The organism is Aquimarina mytili (genome assembly GCF_016735115.1).
Lineage (GTDB): Bacteria > Bacteroidota > Bacteroidia > Flavobacteriales > Flavobacteriaceae > Aquimarina > Aquimarina mytili.
This window is the reverse complement of the sequence record NZ_JAERQJ010000003.1, coordinates 641,214-661,117: the sequence shown is the minus strand read 5'-3', so window position 1 is coordinate 661,117 and position 19,904 is coordinate 641,214. Positions and strand designations below refer to the sequence as shown.

18 protein-coding genes are annotated in these 19,904 nt (G+C 34.6%); 17 read left to right on the top strand and 1 reads right to left on the bottom strand.

The genetic code is table 11. The features are described from left to right. Positions 1 to 69 precede the first annotated feature (69 nt). From JJQ60_RS10180 to JJQ60_RS10160, 5 genes are all read left to right on the top strand, one after another. Complete coding sequence (locus JJQ60_RS10180) at positions 70 to 2,658, top strand: T9SS type A sorting domain-containing protein (protein WP_201919294.1); 2,589 nt, start codon at positions 70 to 72, stop codon at positions 2,656 to 2,658. A gap of 175 nt (positions 2,659 to 2,833) precedes the next feature. After that, positions 2,834 to 3,517 carry a hypothetical protein gene (locus tag JJQ60_RS10175; protein WP_201919293.1) on the top strand — a complete coding sequence of 228 codons (684 nt, stop codon included), beginning with the start codon at positions 2,834 to 2,836 and terminating at the stop codon, positions 3,515 to 3,517. A gap of 46 nt (positions 3,518 to 3,563) precedes the next feature. Continuing rightward, complete coding sequence (locus JJQ60_RS10170) at positions 3,564 to 4,160, top strand: hypothetical protein (RefSeq protein WP_201919291.1); 597 nt, start codon at positions 3,564 to 3,566, stop codon at positions 4,158 to 4,160. A gap of 79 nt (positions 4,161 to 4,239) precedes the next feature. After that, a complete protein-coding gene (locus tag JJQ60_RS10165) occupies positions 4,240 to 4,584 on the top strand; it encodes a hypothetical protein (protein ID WP_201919289.1) in 345 nt (114 codons plus the stop codon). Continuing rightward, positions 4,577 to 5,479 (top strand): DMT family transporter, encoded by a 903-nt coding sequence (locus JJQ60_RS10160; protein ID WP_201919287.1) that lies wholly within the window; start codon positions 4,577 to 4,579, stop codon positions 5,477 to 5,479. The genes JJQ60_RS10165 and JJQ60_RS10160 overlap by 8 nt, the downstream gene beginning before the upstream one ends. Before the next feature lie 486 nt (positions 5,480 to 5,965). On the opposite strand, the gene JJQ60_RS10155 is transcribed toward JJQ60_RS10160, so the two are convergent. Next, entirely contained in the window at positions 5,966 to 7,180 is a 1,215-nt protein-coding gene (locus JJQ60_RS10155; protein WP_201919285.1) for a site-specific integrase, read from the bottom strand. Between the two features lie 441 nt (positions 7,181 to 7,621). Between JJQ60_RS10155 and JJQ60_RS10150 the strand changes: the two genes are divergently transcribed. The 12 genes from JJQ60_RS10150 to JJQ60_RS10095 all read left to right on the top strand — a co-directional run bounded on the left by JJQ60_RS10150 (position 7,622) and on the right by JJQ60_RS10095 (position 19,888). Next, entirely contained in the window at positions 7,622 to 8,200 is a 579-nt protein-coding gene (locus JJQ60_RS10150; protein WP_201919283.1) for a DUF4255 domain-containing protein, read from the top strand. Positions 8,201 to 8,279: 79 nt separating this feature from the next. After that, positions 8,280 to 9,056 (top strand): hypothetical protein, encoded by a 777-nt coding sequence (locus JJQ60_RS10145; RefSeq protein WP_201919281.1) that lies wholly within the window; start codon positions 8,280 to 8,282, stop codon positions 9,054 to 9,056. A 73-nt stretch (positions 9,057 to 9,129) separates the two neighbouring features. Then, positions 9,130 to 10,776: a phage tail sheath family protein gene (locus JJQ60_RS10140; protein ID WP_236669084.1), complete on the top strand. Its 1,647-nt coding sequence runs from the start codon at positions 9,130 to 9,132 to the stop codon at positions 10,774 to 10,776. A 95-nt stretch (positions 10,777 to 10,871) separates the two neighbouring features. Continuing rightward, the gene (locus JJQ60_RS10135; RefSeq protein WP_201919279.1) at positions 10,872 to 11,345 is read left to right on the top strand and encodes a phage tail protein; all 474 of its coding nucleotides are present in this window, start codon (positions 10,872 to 10,874) and stop codon (positions 11,343 to 11,345) included. A 66-nt stretch (positions 11,346 to 11,411) separates the two neighbouring features. Then, positions 11,412 to 11,861, top strand: a complete 450-nt coding sequence (locus tag JJQ60_RS10130) for a phage tail protein (RefSeq protein ID WP_201919277.1) — start codon at positions 11,412 to 11,414, stop codon at positions 11,859 to 11,861. Positions 11,862 to 11,869: 8 nt separating this feature from the next. Further along, positions 11,870 to 12,367, top strand: coding sequence for a phage tail protein (locus JJQ60_RS10125; RefSeq protein WP_201919275.1), 498 nt, complete (start codon positions 11,870 to 11,872; stop codon positions 12,365 to 12,367). A 2-nt stretch (positions 12,368 to 12,369) separates the two neighbouring features. Continuing rightward, complete coding sequence (locus JJQ60_RS10120) at positions 12,370 to 12,522, top strand: DUF5908 family protein (RefSeq protein WP_201919273.1); 153 nt, start codon at positions 12,370 to 12,372, stop codon at positions 12,520 to 12,522. A gap of 2 nt (positions 12,523 to 12,524) precedes the next feature. Beyond that, on the top strand, positions 12,525 to 13,220 hold the full coding sequence (locus JJQ60_RS10115; RefSeq protein ID WP_201919271.1) for a CIS tube protein: 696 nt from the start codon (positions 12,525 to 12,527) through the stop codon (positions 13,218 to 13,220). A gap of 4 nt (positions 13,221 to 13,224) precedes the next feature. Then, positions 13,225 to 14,874 carry a type VI secretion system tip protein VgrG gene (vgrG, locus tag JJQ60_RS10110; RefSeq protein WP_201919270.1) on the top strand — a complete coding sequence of 550 codons (1,650 nt, stop codon included), beginning with the start codon at positions 13,225 to 13,227 and terminating at the stop codon, positions 14,872 to 14,874. A 24-nt stretch (positions 14,875 to 14,898) separates the two neighbouring features. Continuing rightward, positions 14,899 to 15,306 carry a GPW/gp25 family protein gene (locus tag JJQ60_RS10105; protein WP_201919268.1) on the top strand — a complete coding sequence of 136 codons (408 nt, stop codon included), beginning with the start codon at positions 14,899 to 14,901 and terminating at the stop codon, positions 15,304 to 15,306. 19 nt (positions 15,307 to 15,325) lie between these two features. Beyond that, positions 15,326 to 15,760 (top strand): hypothetical protein, encoded by a 435-nt coding sequence (locus tag JJQ60_RS10100; RefSeq protein ID WP_201919267.1) that lies wholly within the window; start codon positions 15,326 to 15,328, stop codon positions 15,758 to 15,760. 21 nt (positions 15,761 to 15,781) lie between these two features. Continuing rightward, entirely contained in the window at positions 15,782 to 19,888 is a 4,107-nt protein-coding gene (locus JJQ60_RS10095; protein ID WP_201919264.1) for a baseplate J/gp47 family protein, read from the top strand. Positions 19,889 to 19,904 lie beyond the last annotated feature (16 nt).

Here is a 19,904-nt window from a genome sequence, read left to right as displayed (position 1 = left end):
TGTGGTGGTTGTTAATTTCGAAGGATTCGAAAAACACATATTAGGCTAATCATAAATCCAACTTGTCTTATGAAACTTATTCATCTCGTTCTCCTATCATTTTCATTATTTATTTTTTATGATGCTATAGCTTCAGAAAACACTATTTCAATCCAAAATCAGGATAATGAATTAATCATTACCGAAATTAATAATGTTACCACAAATAATTATCCAATTCAAATAGGCAGGCCTTTTATAAAAGGAGAAATTGTAGATTACCCTCAGGTAGTTATTGGCGATGTTACAATATTAACCCAAGCAGACGTTAAAAACAGATATAATGACGGTAGTGTCAAATTCGCTATTATCTCATTTTTGATCCCTGTTCTTGAAGCGAATACATCGGTATTCGTAGCATTTCAAAATCAGGCTTCTGGCAACAATACTTCTTTAGCTAAACAGGAAATGTTAGACTCTTCTTATGACTTTGATGCAATCATAGAGCTTACTAATGGATCAACTGTCAATGCTTCTGCAAGGCAAATGTTACAAAATGATGATTATGTTTATTGGACTCAAGGGCCAATCGCTACTACGGTTATAATAGCTGATCATTCGAATCAGGAAACTTCATTAGGGCATGCTGTAAGTAAATATGATATTGGGTTTGATGAGCATCGATCTTTTCGGCCAATTTTTCAGGCTACATTCTGGCCAAGGATTCATAAGGTTATGATACGTTTTATAGGAGAAGTGTCTAATACCGAATCGCTTCAGGATGTAGTAGTTAGTGATATTATATTGAAAACGGGAGCAACAAGCCCAACCATTCAATATGATCTCCCCATAACCAAGTCACCTTTAAAGATGTATGTAGGATCTCGTTGGACCAAAAAATATTGGATTAATGGCCAACCTTCTGATATCATTATAAATCATAATTTAGAATATTTAATTAAAACTAAATATTTACCGAACTACGATGTGACAAAAACCATAGATAATAATCGAATTACTAGTAATTACAATACATGGTTATCTTCTAATGATATTTATGATCATGCTATTTGGCAAAGAGCTATGCCCACAACAGGAGGTAGAATGGAGATAGGCCCATATCCAACTATTACGTCAGATTGGTTTTTTACCTGGAATAGAAAAGCAACAGATGTAGCTTATGGGCATGCTGATCTTGCTGCAGCATGGCCCGTGCATTTTCGTGAAGGAAGTATAAGCCGTGGGGCGGTAACGCGCTATTTTGACAGAGATAAAACTACTAAAGCCGTAGGGAAACCAATATCTGTCATTGGAAGGCCTACATTAATGCTAAATGGCACGTACTATACAAACAATACCTCTGTTGGAACTAAAGCAATTGATTTTGTAAATATTGTTGGAGACTGGGCTTCTGATGCTTACGATCCTGATGCATCAGATTATCAACCTTGGGTTCCAGATGCTGCACATACACCTGATCCCTTCTCTGTACAATATATGCTAAGTGGAGATTACTTTTATTTAGAAGAATTATATTTTTGGGCTTCTTATCACTCCTTGCATGAAGCTCCTATAGCACCATGGGGTAGGGGACTTACAGGTGCTTACGGAGGAATTCAGGGGCAGATAAGAGGCGATGCCTGGGTTTTTAGAAATCGTACCCGAACAGCATTGTTAAGTCCTGATCAAAGTCCTGAAAAAAAATTGTATACCGATTTGATAAACGATGCAATTGCATTGTGGGAAGGACAACGCAATGTAACGGGGAGCTCTCATCAGAGTGATCCCATGTGGAACTGGGGTAATACTGTTGCGAAACCTCATGAACCATCACTATTAAGACACTGGAATAAGGGAACAAATGCTAGAGCAAGAGAGCCATTAGATGTGGCTAAAGTTTCTACAGGAACGGCGCCTTGGGAACATGCATTTCTCTTATTTGCTATCGGGCAAGCTCAAGAAATTGGGTATGCCGTTGAAGGAATTCGTGAATGGTTTGCTCCTTATATGATTGAACAAATGACCACATCAGGGTATAATCCTCACCTAATTGCCGCATATAGTGCTCCTGTACAAAATCAGAATGGCGAATTTTTTCAGGATTGGTTAAGTGCACAAGATGCATATCTAAGTGATTTTAATATAGAAGATCGTTTTAATACAACAATAAACTGGGGGTCTGATTCTTATCCACATTACGCCCTAGGAGCAATGGCTATGATAGCAGATTTACCTGGTGGGGGAGATGCTTGGACATGGATTCAAAGTAAGGTGCTTTCCTCTACAGAAGGGAATCCAAAATGGGCTATTTTACCAAGAAAAGTAGATGATACCATACCTGATAACGATGATAATGATGACGATGAAGTAGATAATGATGATGAAATTGGTAATGATAATGACACAGTACTGGAAGAAGATAAACCAGTTCCCGAAGAAATAGCAAATACGATATATCCTATTCCAACAAATGGTACTTTGTTTATCAAAATTAATACTGTCAAAAAAGTGAATTTAAAGTTGTACACCTTTACCGGAAAACTGGTATTTGAAAAAGACTTAGATCAAGAAGTGAAAGAAATTCCAATTGATATTACTGGTTTAACCGATGGCTTTTATATTTTAAAAATCACAGCAAACAAAGAAAGCTATTCAAAAAAAATAGCCTTATTTCATTGATTTTGAGTTTTTAAATCTATGCTAAATTCTACCATCTTGTAGCGTGATGATACTATAGGATAGTTGAATCATTACTATTAAAACTTTGGCTTCAACCAAAATCACCAAAAACAGTGAGCTTCAATTATCTTTTCAAAAATACATTTGTTCCGAAACAAAAAATTAAGGAATTATAATGAAAAATGCACTTTGGTTATTAGCAATGGTTCTTTACTCAATTGCTCATGGTCAGCAAGATCAGAGTAGCTCTTCAAAAGAAAATTATTTTAAAATAGGTTTTCAAACAGGCTTCGGTTTAGGGTTTAAAAATATTGATGTTATTGATTTTGTTCAATTTAATAACAACAATGAATTTGTAGATACTGGAATATCTAGTATAAGTGGCGGTGGCGGATGGCATGTTGCTCTTTTAGGAGAATATATTTTTAATAAAACCTACAGTATAGGAATGGGGTTCGGATATCAATCCAGTCATTTAAGGCCTTCACTGGAGAATGCTTCGGTTAGATTTAAACGATATATTTTTCAGCCTACTTTCAAATATTTAATAGGAATCAATCCGCAAAGAGATCAAACTCTTAATCTTGGGATTGGCTATGGGTCCTATACTGGTGGCACCTTAAAGTTCGATGCTGCCGAAGTTGGTCTAAACGGAACTTTAGATTATGATAATACGTCAGGAATTCACCTTCTGACAGAATACGAATATATAGGACCGAAAGGATTTGGGGTATTAATGGGATTGAAATATTATGGTATTAGCTATGATATAAAAGAGATAATCGGAACTTTTGATTTTGATACCCTAAAGGGAAGTGGTATTGATTTGTATCTTGGGTTTAATTACACTTTTAGATAGCCAATAATTCATATATAAAAACGTTCAAAACTAAAATCATTAAAAAATGAAAATAAAATTTTGCTTAATTATAATATTCTTTCAAAGCTTATTAACATTTTCACAGAGTGTTGACTCTCCTTCCGAAGAGAAAACTATTGTATACTTTACTAGAGCAAGTACATTAGGAGCTTTAATTAACTTCACTTATTTTGATGGAGAAAAACCAATCGGAAGGTTTAATGGCTACAAGTATATGAAGTATGAGTGTAGTCCAGGAGAACATCTATTTTGGGCTAGATCAGAAAATAAATCATTTGTTGAAGCCAATTTAGAGGCGGGTAAAATTTATCTTATTGATGTAATTCCTCAAATAGGAGGTATTAAAGCTGCGGTAAAATTAATTCCTGTTGATATAAATAAGTATAGAAAAAAATATAAGTATAGATTAAAAAGAATACAAAAGCTTATATCTAAAAGAGAACCAATATCATTTGATGAAAATGAATTGGAAGAATTGAAAGAAAAAATGACTGATGTAGTTACTCGTGGATTAAAAAAACATAGTCAAATGGAAAAAAGAAATCTAGAGGTACTAGTACTATCTCCTGAGTTAACAGTCACTAAAGAAGATTTAATATTTGTGAAAAAAAAGAGGAAATAATCAGTTATTGCGCAGTATATCATCAATAAAAAAAATGAAAAATTTTCTCTACAAGATTGTAAACTCAAAAACTTAGAATGTGTTTAATTTAAATAGCAAAAAATTTATCGCTATAGAAAACAACAAAGGCTTGTCTTCTAACGAAACTATTTTTCGGTATTATCAAAATGATAAAATAATTACCGGAAGTTATAAAGGAGGAGCCATTTTTAAAGGTACAATTGTTGGGAAACAAACTGGTTCTAATACTATTGAATTGTTATTTCAATGTATTACTGATAATGGTGAATTAAAATCTGGAGAGTCGAAGGGGACTATTACAAAAGATAGTTCAGGGAAATTACAATTACGGTTTGTTTGGACCTGGTTAAATGGAGATCAAACAGGTGGGACATCAGAATATATAGAACTAATAGATGAATAAGAAAAATATAATGTCTATTTACATGCAATTGTTTTTTGCTATGGCTATAGCGGGAAGTACTATTGTGATAAGTAAATTAATAGTAGGTAAATTTCCAACATTTTTTGGTACCACACTTACTTTAATTGTAGCATTTATAGGAATAACTCCAGCATATATAATCAAAAATAAATACCAGAAGGTTGTTCCCACTAAATCAGAGTGGAAATATTTATTTGCACAAGCAATAACAGGGGTTGTATTATTTAGGATGTTGAGTTTTTACGGGCTTAAAATGACTTCTTCAATAGACGCAGGTATTATTACTAGTACAACTCCAGCCTTTATTGCATTAATAGCGCTATTCTTTTTAAAAGAAAGGATTTCAAAGAATATGTGGATCGGAATTATATTTGCAATGTTGGGTATTAGTATGATTAATGTATTTTCTGATATGCATAATAATGATCAGTTAGAATCGCAAAGAGTTTATGGTAATTTGTTGATCATTTTTGCAGTAATTAGTGAAGCGTTATTTACAATTTTCAGGAAGAAAACTCAACAAATACCGGCAATCCATGGTTCTTTTCATATTATTTGGATTGGTTTACTTTTTTCAGTTCCATTTGCATTTATTGATGTGGACTTTACTGCTGTAGCGAACTACACTATGCATGATTTTTTACCTATTTTTTATTATGGGATTTTTGGCTCGGTTATATCGTTTTTCCTTTGGTTTAATGGAGTTTCAAAAGTATCGGCAAGTATTGCAGGGTTATTTACAGGAATTATGCCTGTTAGTGCAGTGATTTTATCATTTTTACTTCTAGACGAAACCATCGTTTGGTATCATATTGTTGGTATTGTTTTGGTTTTGATTGGCATATTTTATGGCTCAAAAAAGAAAAAAATATGAAAATGGATATTTTAAATACGGTCCATATAAATTCAATCATTTTTCATGTTATTGAAGTAGTTAAGTGCAAACAAGCAACAAGTTGAGCTTACAGAAATTCTTGAATCAAACAATTCGATTTCAATAGTATATTGCCATGATAAAGGATAAATCATTGGAATTACTATGATGTCCACCAATAAAGTTATATCAGGATATAAAGGTTGGATTAAAGAATAACTATAATAAAAATATGGAAGTATGGAGATAGGTTATTTAACTTCATTTTCACTAAAATAGAACAGCTACATTATTATTTTGCAGTAGTTTTTCATTATAAATGACTTTTTTATTTCAACAAACCAACCAATCATCAATTTTATAATATCTTAAATAATCATTAGTTGTTTTATTATCTTTTGCAACCTTAATCATATTGTCATTCTTTCTCGAAAGACTTGATACAGGAATTGTAAATATTATCACTTATCAATATCATGATTTCATTCAAAAATTCAATACACTATCCAAAGCCTCATCTGCATTTTTATGAATAAAATTACCTTGATAACCAATTGTAGTGCTCAGGTTAGAATGGCGGTACAATTTCTGTAACATTTGTGGAGATATTTTATCTCCGGCAATATTACCGAAAGAATGTCGAGCAATGTGACATGTAATTTTTTTATCAATTTCTGCTAATTGGGCAAGTTCATTAAGGTATTTGTTAAACTTCTTTGTGGCTGTTTTGGTTTTATTATAGACATCCTTTGAATCTTTAAGATTTGCCTTTTTTAACTCAGGAAATATAAAATCAGTATTGGATCGCTTGTCCTTTTGATAGTGAGATAACAAACTTAAAATTTTTGAAGTCAATTTAACAGAATCAGCCTTACTGTTTTTATTCATTTTATAGTAGAGTCGATCATTTTGAATAGCTTCCCATTTTATTTTTAAGACATCAGAAATTCTCATACCTGCCAAATAGAACGAAAAAAGAAATATGTTTCTACTATGCCATATAGTTGTTCCAGTTTTGAGTTCGAGGTTTTCTATAGCAGTGATTTCATCTTCACTTAAACCAATTTTTAAAGTTTGGGGAAATTTTATTTGAATTTTACCTTTACCAAAAGGGTAGTACTTTTGATCTACAATACCTTCGCTGATTGCTTTATTAAATATAGTTCTAATTACTACATACGTATTTAAAACAGATCGTTCTGAGGACTGATGTTTTGCAATAAGAAATACTCTTAACTTTTTAAGAAATGCTTGATCAATTTCTTGAAAGGCAATATCTCTGTTATTTGTAAATTCCTTAGTTCTTTTTATCCTGGCTTTGTCAGAGCTTGCTCTACTGTGTTTATTGGTTTTCTCTAGTTCTTCAATATATTCTTCTGCATACTTAAAAAAGGAAATGTTTTTTCGATTCCCCTTAACGAGCTTTAGTATAGATGCTCCTGTGTAAAATCTATTATTAGATTCAAATTCTAAGATAAGATCATCAGCTTGGGTAAGTTTCTTTAAGATAAGATTATTGAGTCTTTTATGGCTTAGATGAGAACTTTTTACTTTAGATTTTGTGTCATCCCAATACTTATTGCCTATCCAATCAAGATAAAGATAGGCAGGTTTCCTGTCTTTGATGATGCGTAATGCTATGGGATGTGTTCCATCTGCTTTCTTTTTACTGCGATAAAGGATTGCTTTAACCGATGCCATAAATTGCCTATATTTTTTACAAATATACACAATTTGGGTTAAACATAGGTTAAACAATTATGAGTTTCAAGCGAACTTTAATGAACTCTAATGATCTTTGTAAATTACTATATATGGTGCTTTAATAGATGTTTAGGTTTGTTTGTAGTTATTAATGTTTATAATTCGCTGGATTCAAAATCCAGTTCTTTCGGGAGTGTGGGTTCGATTCCCACCTTGAGTACATATGATAACCGATTAGATTTTCTAATCGGTTATTTTTTTGTAACTATCTAATAAGTCATATCATTTATTCTCATCAATGTCGCAAAAGTTATAGTACGTCGATTTGATACTTTGCTCATGTCGGAAATCTGTATGGATTTGCCGGACTTGTGCTATAACTAATGCCTCTTCCCGAATTACTTTTGAAACATCAAATTAGTAAGCCAAGCCTATATTATGGTAGATGTTGTGTTAAATGTTTTAAAGGATAAATTAAATGAGCACTTTAAAAAAGTAGTAGGAACTACGGAGTCAAATATTATTGAATTTATTAGTACCAATAATAATGACCCTGTTTCTTTTACTAATGATAAAATCACTCCTTTTCTTATCAACATTTCTGAGGATAGAAAATTTAGAAATGCAGATCAATATTCGGGTATTGTAAGAAACGGAATCCGTACGCAGACTAATCCGGAAATAAGAATTGAGCTTTTGATTTTGTTTGTATCCAAGTTTAACAAATATGATCAAGCACTTAAGTTTTTATCTCACTTGATCAAGTTTTTTCAGGTGAATAGAATTTTTGATCCTCTCAACTCTCCACAATTATCTGATGAGAATATTGAAAAGTTGATTGTAGAACTTATATCACTACCCTTAGAAGAACAAAATCAAGTTTGGCATTCTTTAAACACCTCCTATTTACCCTCTGTGTTATATAGGGTGCGTCTATTATCATTTATCGATGACCAAAGTATAGAATTTGTTGGAGAACCATTATCAAATATAACACTGGACACTAGCCAAAAATAGGCAAAGGTTCTTATGAAACAGAAAAGATTATATCAATAATTAAGATACAAATTGAATTAAAAACATAATAAGTAGAAAGATGGAATATCGTGAATTCTTTCATATTGAAATTATACATCCTTATTTTTCGGGGATACCCAAGGACTTAATACTGGTTGCGGATAATGAAACCAAAAAACGCTTAATTAGCTTGGGTTGCCTACTAAAAAAAGAATCTGGAAGAATAAAGGTTTTAGCGCCTTTTGATGAAGAAGGTACTACCTTCCCGGTTTTAGGAGAAAATGATGCATTCACTTTTTACATATATCCAACATCAGGGAGTATTCAAGAGGTCACAGATTTTTCTGCCATAGAAAAAGGAAACATGATTTCTTTCACAAATTTGCAACAACCCTTAGATAGTTCAGAATTAATAAGTACCCAGATAGAGAAAAAAGGTACTTTTCAAGGTTTCCCGGCATTAGCAAATATTATAATCGCAGGAAATAAAATCAATACAGAGCCTATTGGTGAATCAGCTAAGTTTAAAGCAATATTCAGGGCAAAATCTATAAAATGGAAGTACTATTTCGTTTCTAATTCTCAAGATACTAATGTAAGATTAGAATCCAGAGATGAACAAATACGTTTTCATGAAATCAGTATTGATCAAAATATATCGGATCAGATTATAAGTTCTCTACAATTAAATTTTCCGAATAGTCAAATTAGAGTCTTTGAATCTAGAGATGCAATCCCCTACAGCAGTAAACCCATTAAAAATATCAAACTGCTTCAAAACGAAGATGTGCTCATCAGCCATCTACCAAATCCCCGCGCACAACAACAAGGTATTCAAATAATTAAAATTAAATAAGTAAAAGGCAGATCAAAAAACTTACATGGAATTTTTAGGTATGCCAAGTATAAACATTTTAAAATCAAATAATATGTCTAGTTTTTTAACACCTGATGTGTACACAGAAGAAGTACCCGTTTTGCCACAATCCATTGCAGGTGTGTCAACAGCAGTACCCGCTTTTATTGGGTTTACCGAAAAAGCAGTAAAAGAAGGAAAAAGTATATCTGATAAGGCGATACGAGTTTCTACTTTTTTAGAATTTAAAGAAATATATGGAGGTGCTCAAAAATCAGAATTTGAAGTTCTTATTGATGACGACGAGCAACTACAAAAACTTACTGCTACTCCACCCGCAAGTACGTTATACTATGCTTTAGATCTTTATTTCAAAAATGGAGGTGGCGATTGTTACATTGTATCAGTAGGTTCTTTTGAAGACAGTTACACAAAAAAAGCTTTTGAAAGAGGACTTGAAATCTTAAGTAAGGAAGACGAACCAACTCTTATTATGCTAGGTGAGGCAGCTAAACTATCAGCAAATGATTACTATGCCATCTGTCAGCAGGCTCTAGCGCAATGTGCTGACCTAAAGGATAGATTTTGCATTTTTGATATCAAGAGAGATGATGAAGATGCTAGTGGATTTAGAAATGCAATAGGTACTAACAATCTAAAATATGGCGCGGCGTATACACCATATATACATACCTCGCTTAACCATATCTATGATGATAGTGATGTGAGTATCATCAATCTATCTTCATCTTCAGATACTGCATTTTTTGAAATAATACACGATAGCATTAAAATTACCTATACCGGTAGTATTTCTGAAACACCAAAATATAGAATCAACGGAGGCAGTGGTGACACTATAGAATTTTCTATTCCATCAAGCAAACTTTTAACGATTTCTAATGTTCCTGCAGATGGGATCGTCGTTAATGATTTGTTGGCTGCGTGGGAAGCATTTGAAGATAAAGATAATTTTGATATAGAAGCAGTGAATCAAAATGGACTGGTAAATCAAACTCCCGGAGCTAGTGGTCAGGAACTAATCAAACAAAGTGGAGGCGAAGGATCTGTAAGCCTAGAAAGTAAAGAAGGTACCGCTTTATATAGTAAAATTAAAAGCGAATTAGCCAAAGAAACAATCGTATTACCACCTAGTGCTGCCGTTGCTGGAGTGTATGCTACTACAGATCGAGAAAGAGGAGTGTGGAAAGCTCCAGCCAATGTAAGCATAAACTCCGTAATAGGACCAGTTGTAAAAATAAGTTCTGCAGATCAGGAACGTCTTAATGTTGATGCCACCGCAGGAAAATCAGTAAACGCTATTAGAAGCTTTGTGGGTAAAGGAACTCTGGTATGGGGAGCTAGAACACTGGCAGGAAATGATAATGAGTGGCGATATGTATCTGTACGTAGATTATTTAACATGATAGAAGAATCTACAAAAAAAGCTTCGCATTTTGCCGTATTCGAATCTAATGACCCTACCACCTGGTTAAAGGTCAAAGCTATGATCGAAAGCTTCTTGTATGGAATCTGGCAACAAGGTGGTTTAGTAGGTTCAACCGAAGAGCAAGCCTATTTCGTCAATGTGGGATTAGGGAAAACAATGACACAACAAGATATTCTTGAAGGTCGTATGGTAGTAGAAATAGGAATTGCAGCAGCAAGACCTGCAGAATTTATCATACTGAAATTCTCACATAAACTACAGGAAGTATAAACCAGAGTAGTTTTTAAAGGTGGTTTGGTAATTCAATTGTAAAATTTCCTTACCGAAGCCACTTAATGTTCAATCATAATTAAATAGTAAAGAAAATGGCTTTAACAAAAGAACAAATAAAAACAGATTACCCATTAGTAACGTATAACTATAGGGTAGACATCGATGGAGCATCTTTTAGCTTTTCCAAAGTTACAGGTCTGGATCTATCTTTTGAAACAATAACCTATAAAGAAAGCTTTGCCGCAGGTGGTAAAGTTGGGCCTAATATTATGTATATGCCAGGTCAGATTCAACCGGTTAATATCACGCTTGAAAAAGGATTCGTAAAAGGAAAAAGCATTCCGGCTTTTTATGAATGGATTAATGATATCGAATTAAACCGTATTGATAAAAAAGATATTGTAGTGCATTTGTTGGATGAAACAGGAAGCACGATTGTAAGCTGGAAAGTCATTGATGCATTTCCAACCAAGTTAACGGCTCCTTCTTTTGATGCAAGTTCAAATGAAGTGGCATTAGAATCCATGGAGCTTATGGCATTTCGTGTAACTATGGAAGAAGCTTAATCCTTCATGGAAATGTTTAATCCAGGCTTTTGATTTGACCGGCAATTCATTGTAAAATTTATCATTATGGCAACAGACAAGCATACAATTATTCAGCAGTATCCTTTACCAGTTTATAACTATCAAGTAATCATTGATGGTATAGAAGAAGGGATGTATTTTTCTGAAATTTCAGGTTTAGAAATGGACTATGAGCATGTATTATACAGACACGGTTTCAGTTGGTTAATGGGGGATCACCTGATCCGTGCTCAGCGTAAACCTATTAATGTAAGTCTAAAACGGGGTGTTGTCAAAAATAGAAGGTTTTTGTACGACTGGCTACGCACTGAAGATAAGAAGAACATCAACATAGCATTATGTGATGAAACCAACACACCAATCGTAACCTGGGAGGTGTATCGAGCATTACCTATAAAAATGAATGCTCCTTCTTTTAATGCCAGTACAAATGATATTGCCATCGAAAGTCTGGATTTAATTGCTCACGATATAAAATTAACACACCACGAATAATAGAACCTATGGGAGCACTAGAAAATTTCAAGAAAATTGTAGATCCAAGTCCAGCATTATCCCATCGATTTGGTGTCTTTTTCTTTGCAGGAGGAGTAATTCCTAATCCAATCGATTTTCGATTTCAAAAAGTAAGTGGACTTAGTGCAGATATACAAACAGATACTGTAAACGAAGGCGGGCAAAATCTTTTTGCACATCGTTTACCAGGTAAGGTAAACTACAACAATCTGGTTTTAGAGCGTGGGTATAGCACAAGCTTTGTTCCATCGCCATTAACCGCGGAATTTAATATTGCATTTTCGAGTTTCAAGTTTGCACCTTCTAATGTATTGATAACATTATTTAATGAGATTGGCGGAATTTCGGTTCCAGCAGGCGCTTGGATGTTTTTTAAAGCATATCCTGTGAAATGGTCTGTTTCAGATCTCGATGGGCAGTCTAATACTGTTCTTATCGATACAATGGAGTTAGCATATACCAGATTTCAAACCGTAGGATTATAGTCATGCCAGTAGAGATTAAAGAATTAATAATTAGAGCCGTACTTCAAGAAGACCAAAAAAAGTCCTCCATGAATGATGACCATAATAAGGATAATATAGTACAAGAATGTGTAACACAAGTATTAAAAATATTAAAAAAGAAAAATCGTAGATAATTATGACTTTTGATTCTTTTACCATATTAGAAAAACTAACTATATACAGTTTTACAGATGCAACGCGAGTTAAAAAATTAGGTTCGTTTGAGGCGATGTTTAATCCTGAATCCTATTCGCTGTCCTATCAAAATACATACAGCCGAAAACAAGGGATAAATACTACAGGTAGTGAAGCTAAATATGGATTCTCTAAACCGGAAAAACTAAGTCTTAAACTTATTTTGGATGGGAACAAAGTAGATACACATTTTGGGATACGTAATCTTTTTGATCGTAATGATGTTTCAAAAAAAGTTCAGAAGTTTTTAGAGCTGACCAGCAAGATGGACGGGGATATTCATCAACCTCCATATTTGATATTACTTTGGGGTGACCTGTATTTTAAATGTAGATTAAGTTCTGTAAATATTAATTACACCCAATTTACAGGCAGTGGTATTCCTTTAAGAGCAGAGCTGGATACCGAGTTTTTTGGAGATTTAGAAACAGTCGAAAGACTTAAAAAGGAAGGAAAGAATTCTCCGGATCTTACACATTACCGAATTGTGGGAGCACACGATCGACTTCCATTAATGTGTAAACAAATCTATGGATCTGCCCAATATTATCCATGGGTAGCAAAAGCAAATAACCTGGATAATTTCAGAAACCTACAACCCGGGCAGCGAATTTATTTTCCACCAATAGAAAAGTAAGAACATGTCAGTAGTTACAGCAATTATAAAAAGTGAGGGTATAGAAATTAGCGGTACATACGAGCTGCTTTCTATCGACGTGACAAACGAATTTAACAAAATTCCAACAGCCGAACTTAGATTTATAGATGGAGATATACCCAAAAAAGAGTTTAAGATTTTGGATGACACTTCATTTGATCTCGGTAAACAAATAACAATTGCTTTAAAGTATGAAGAAAAGACAGAAGAAGAAACTAAGATATTTAGTGGTATAGTAGTGAATAAGGTGTTCGAACTTAATGGAATCAACCCCACACTTACTGTCGAAATCAGTGATGTAACCATAAAGATGAATAGTCATCGAAAAAATAAAGTGCATGCTAAAGTAGAGGATGTGCAGATTTACAAAAGTTTGCTGAAACAAAATGGATTAGAAAAAGGGATCATTGAAAATACACCGGTGACCCACCAACAAATGATACAGTATTATACTACAGACTGGGATTTTATGCTGTCAAGGGCAGAAGCAAATGCTCAGCTTGTTAGTATATATAACGGGAAGGTCTCTATTTTTAAACCTAGGTTACAAAAAGCATCAGGTACTTTAGAACTTGGATTGGGCGAAATTTATGATTTCGAGTTGCAAATTAGTGCAGATCAACAATACAATTCGGTACAGGCATTTGCCTGGGACATTACTAAAAATAAGTTGACCCAACCTACCCAGGGCTCAGGCTATAAACTGTCTCAAAAACATATTGATATCCCAAAGATAGCTCAGACTATGGGAACAGAAAAAGCTATGTTAATGACGGGGGTTCCTACCACCTCTATGGAGCTTAAATTATGGTCTAGCGCACAAGTATTAAAATCTAGACTTTCACTTATAAAAGGATGGGTTAAAATTCCGGGAACTGGTAAAATAAAGGTTGGTGATACCCTGGTAATTAAAGATTTTAGCAAGACATTCTCTGGTAAAAATGTTATATCTGCAGTTAGACAAGAGGTTACCGTTGATGGTTGGGATACGTATCTTCAAATAGGAATGGAAGCTTGCTGGTTTACTGCTTCAAATAAAGTTATGGATACACCGGCAGCAGGATTATTGCCAGGAGTAAATGGGTTACAAATAGGGGTAGTGCAACCTACAGAAAGAGATCCAGATAATTTGCACCGCATTAAGGTTACTATACCTGCTTTTGGAGAAAAACAAACGGTATGGGCACGTTTAACAACGCTGGACGCAGGAGCAAATCGAGGTACTTTTTTTATACCGCAACCAAATGATGAGGTAATTGTAGGGTTTCTCAACGATGATCCAAGACACGCAATTATAATGGGATCTGTCTATAACCCTATTAACAAACCACCCCTTCCATTGGATAAGCATCCCAAATCCAAAGGAATTTTTACCCAATCAAACTTTCAGCTGTTTTTGGATGAAGAAAAACAATGTATCACCATTGCTACTTCTGATAAAAATCGAATTACTATTGATGAAAAACAAAAGCGTATAGAACTGTCAGATAGCCATGGTAACCAGGTCGAATTAAACAAAAAAGGAATTGACATACTGAGTGCAAAAGATTGTAAGATTATGTCCAAAGGAGATTTGAAAATCGAAGCAAGCGGATCAGTGGCTATAAAAGGGAAAACAGTAGATATCATTTAAAGGAAATAAAGAAAAGTAGATACTATGATTGATGATAATAAATTTTTAGGTAGTGGTTGGTCTTTTCCACCGCAATTTTATAAAGGAGGTGATCAGATAGCAATGGTCGCCGGTGAAAAGGATATAGAACAAAGCTTAGCTATTTTATTGACTACTTCTTTGGATGAGCGGGTGATGCAATCTAATTACGGTTGTTCATTAAAAAATTACGTATTCGAAAATATGAATCAACGGCTTCTTACTGATATCAAAAATGCAATTTCTGATGCGATCTTAAATCACGAACCAAGAATAACAGTAGATGTTATTGAGTTAGATAATACCGATCCTGAAAAGGGATTGATCCATATCAAAGTAGCCTATACCATACGAATGACCAATAATAGATTTAATCTGGTATATCCTTTTTATATAAACGAAGCATTTATTTAATCTTTTAAAAGAATAGCAAATGGCTTTAGATACAATTGTCGTGGATGGTGATAAAGTATTGTTTGATCCTATTTATGGGCCTGCTAGTGTTGCAGTTAAACCAGGAAAAATAAAAGCGACAGGAAAAACCACTGTAAAAAGTAAAAAAGTAGCGATAAAAGGAGATGAAGGTAACGTAGAAGTTTCAGGATGTACCTATACCAGTCCAGCTTTCCCAATACCTGGAACAGGGAATCTAAAAATAGTAACATTAGGACCAGATCAGGTTACAAAAAAGACTAAGAGCGGTAATAAACCTGTACTCATTAGAGGTAGTGTGTTTATCGCACGATTTGAAGTGAAATCTCCAGCAAAAATAATTCCTCCAGGAAGTGCTCCTGTATCAGACCCCACACCATTTTATATGGGAACAGGAAAGTTAATACCAAGTAATGATAAAGTAAAAGTTACATAGCATAATAAGCTGTCAAAAGACATGAGAAATACAATAAAAACAAACTGGCTCATATTTAGAGATGGGGCAAGTAAGCAGAATGATACTACAGAACGGTTGGATCCTTCCTATGTTGAAATAGAGAACCGAAGTATGGAGGAGTTGATTCAGGAAGCACAAAAGCTGGCAAAAGAACTGGTATTTTTTGATAAAAACAATCAAGCGACAGGAACCTGGGAGCCCTTTTTGATTGAAGATCCCACAACCTATTATCAGGCTTCAGAAACCGGAAAAGCATCATTGCGAAAACAATGGGCCAGTCAATTAGCTGCTTATGTTGAAAATCCGGATCGTTTTCTAAAAGATCAGCGTACAAAACAGAAAGTCTCAAGTCCACATACAGTACTTTTTCTAACTTTTTTAAAGTTGCTTCATCATATCAAAATCCAAATCAATGGATTGACTCAAAAACATTTGGATTTTTACTATCAGGAACGATTAGGGTTGTCTCTAAAACAGGCAGTACCGGATATGGTTAATGTGTTGATTGAATTGACAGAGGAAGATGCAGAACTTGAGTTAAAAAAAGGAACCGTTTTTCTGGCCGGAGAGGATGAAGAAGGTAACGAACTACAATACACAACTACCGAAGATACGATCATCAACAAGGCAAAAGTTGCTCAATTAAGAAATGTTTTTGTAGATAAAAAGACGTTTACGATAGAGCAAACACATCTTCACCATTTTGATACCCCAGACCAGGGGGTTTCCGCAATGATGCAAATGGCATTAGGGGCCCCCAATCCTGGGGATACTTTACCAAAGTTCCCTGAAGGGTTTCAGGAAATCTCAGAGCTCTTTATTGAGTTGGATCAGAATGAATCCGTACAACAATATATTGCAGAGGAATTGTTTCTTAGTATAGAGGAGTTTCGACTTATTTTTCAGAAACAAGCACAAGAACAAAATGGGACAACTGCAGATTGGAAGCCTATCTATCAACTATTAGAAGAAGCATATCGTCGCAAAAAAAGATTCATTCGAAAAGATCAATTGGCTAGAATATCAGAAGAACAAGGTTTCACTTTATTGCTAAAAGAAGTATATGGTGATCCCAATCCGGGAGACCGCTTACCAAATTATCGCGGACAGCAAGTTTCTTTCGAACGTCTTTTTGCAGATCTTAAAAATCCAGACCTTATTTTACAACAAGGAGCCTCAGAATTCATCGAAGAAACCTTAAAATTGAAAGTACCAGATTTTGCATTTATCATGGAAATCAGCACTACAGAGGTAACCAATGAGTCTTGGGAAGAAGTATATAGTTTGCTCGAAAATGCAGAAAGGCAAGTACGTCGCAGAATAATAAATCCACCTACTCAAGAAAAAATACTCAATATATACGCTGCCGATGATGCAGAAAAACTTGCCTTCAGTGAGTATAATAACAAAGAAGAAAGCACACGATTTAAAACGTTTGGTAATGCATCTCATGATATGCAATCTGCCAGACTTGGCTTTGCGGTCACATCTCCTGTACTTTTACTCAAGGAAGGTCAGAGAACGATAATACTGTATCAACAATTAGGAATCGATGATGAAAGTCTTGCTAAACTGAAACAGCTAATTGCCAGAGATGTTTTAAGCATATATCTAAGTGGTGAGGATCAATGGTTTGCTCCGAAGACAGTTACTATAGAACTAGGAGATTATATAAAATCATCTGTGGGGCAACCCTTATCCGGAGTTACCATTGCAGACAATACGTTGACGATTACTAGCAATTCTGATGATCTTTTTGAAAGCCTCAAGAAAGACAAGATGGTAATTGATACAGATGGAACAATCTATCGAATAGTATCGGATATAGCTGATAAATCCTTGCTACTTGATAAGATTGGTAAACTAAAGGAAGGACTTGATTCGATAACCTTGTTTGAAGCATCACAGGTGTTTGTAAATGCCATTAGGACAGAAATACGATTAGCCCCAGAAGAGCAAGCCGTGGTTGGGATTGAAGTACCAAATACTTCAAACTTTATTGATGCACAAATACCATCATTAGCGATGATCGTTAATGCTAAGGTTGTTCAACAATTAAATGAACAGAGCGAGATATCGGTATTTGATTGTTTGATGGATCTAACCATTAAAAAGGTAGGATTGCGTGTAGAAGTAACAGGATTACAGAATATCATTATACAAAATGATCAAACCACAATTAATCCTAAAAAACCTTTTGACCCTTTTGGTTCTGAGCCAACCTTGAGAGAGGGCTTGTATTTTACCAATGAAGAAATTGCGCAGAAGGCAATCACTGATTTGCAGTTACATCCTGAATGGATCAATCAACCAGAAGATTTTGCGGCGCATTATGAGAATTATTGGAAAATTGAACAGGATACGCTTTCTCCTGATGATAAAGACAAAAAGATAAAAAGTAATACTGATTTTACTGCCGATGTATTTGTATATCATAATTTTAATGAACTTCCAGTAAAAGATCAATTGCCATTATTTCCTGATGATGAGGTCATAAAAGTCCATAATATACCGGCATTACTTCAACAAACACGCCCGGACTATAACTATAAGTTCATGCCAATAACCGATACAGATCAAAGTGAAGTTACCGATTGGCTACGTTATTTTAAGGTAGAATTAAATGGAATCGATTTTCAGCATACCCTTTATAATGACCTATTTGTCAAACAGGCACTGACTACTACAGAAGGAATTAAAGAACTAAATGTTCCTTCTCCGTATCAACCTAAACTAAAAAGCTTACAACTCAGCTATACTGCCGAAACTGATATCCTGCTTGAAGATGGAACCATCGCTGAAGATCAGAGATTATTTCATATCCATCCATTTGGATATCAAGCACAACAAAGAGATACTAATGTTAGTTTATTTCCACAATACCAACAAAACGGAGCGCTGTATATTGGGATTTCTCAGTGTACTCCTCCACAAGCAATAAATGTACTTTTTCAACTAGCTGAAGGTACTGCAGATCCTGATGTTCCTAGACCAACTATAGAATGGAGTTATCTTACCAATGAGGGATGGAAATTACTTAATCCATCAGATTTGATATCGGATACTACGAATGGACTTTTAAACAGTGGAATTGTTCGTATCCGTATGCCAGAAGATGCCACCACAGAAAGTACTTTGTTTCCTGATCAGTTTCATTGGTTCAGAGTTAGTGTAGCACAACATGCCAAAGGTATTGCAGATACCATTGCTATTAAAACCCAGGCGGTACAGGCTGTGCTTTCTAATGAAGAGATAGCTACAACACATTTTAGTAGACCTTTACAACAAGAAAGTATTAGGGATACACAACAATTTATTCCGCAAATAAAGTCAATATCCCAGCCTTTTACTTCTTCTCACGGAAGACCGGCAGAAAAAGGATCCAGTTTTAATCAACGTATCAGCCAGCGATTACGACATAAAAACAGAGCGTTGACCATGTGGGATTATGAACATTTGGTACTCGACGCTTTTCCAGAGGTATATAAAGTCAAATGCCTGTCAGCCATCAAAGAGTTGGGTAAAATTGAAATTACAGTAGTTCCAGATATCAGAAAAAGCGTGCCTTTTCATCCTTTTGGTCCAAAAGTAGCTGCTAATACCCTGGAACGTATACGAGAGTTTCTAGACCAACGCTCACCAGACTTGGCAGAGATATCAGTAAACAATCCAGTCTATCTGCAAGTGGTTACCCGTTGTACTGTTAAGTTTAATCTGGGGGTAGACGCTGTTTTTTACAAAGAAAAATTAATTGAAGAGATTAAACGTTTTTTATCCCCCTGGGCCTTTGATGATACTGATAATATTCATTTGGGAGGTACATTGGATGCTGGAGTATTAGTCAATTTTATCGCAGAAAGGCCGTACGTTGATTTTGTTGCAAACCTCAAACTCTTTCAGAGTACAGATGGAGAAGATTTTACTGATGTAACTTCTTTGCCCCATCAAAAAAATGCTGTGATACCCGATGAGCCCAATATGATTATTGTTTCTGCGGCCAATCATTTTATAGATATCGTAGATGAGAATATCTATGACGAAGATGCAGAAAAAGGAATTAATCATATGATCATAGAAACAGATTTTGAAGTAGCTAAAGACTTTTAGTAAAAAGAACAGATTG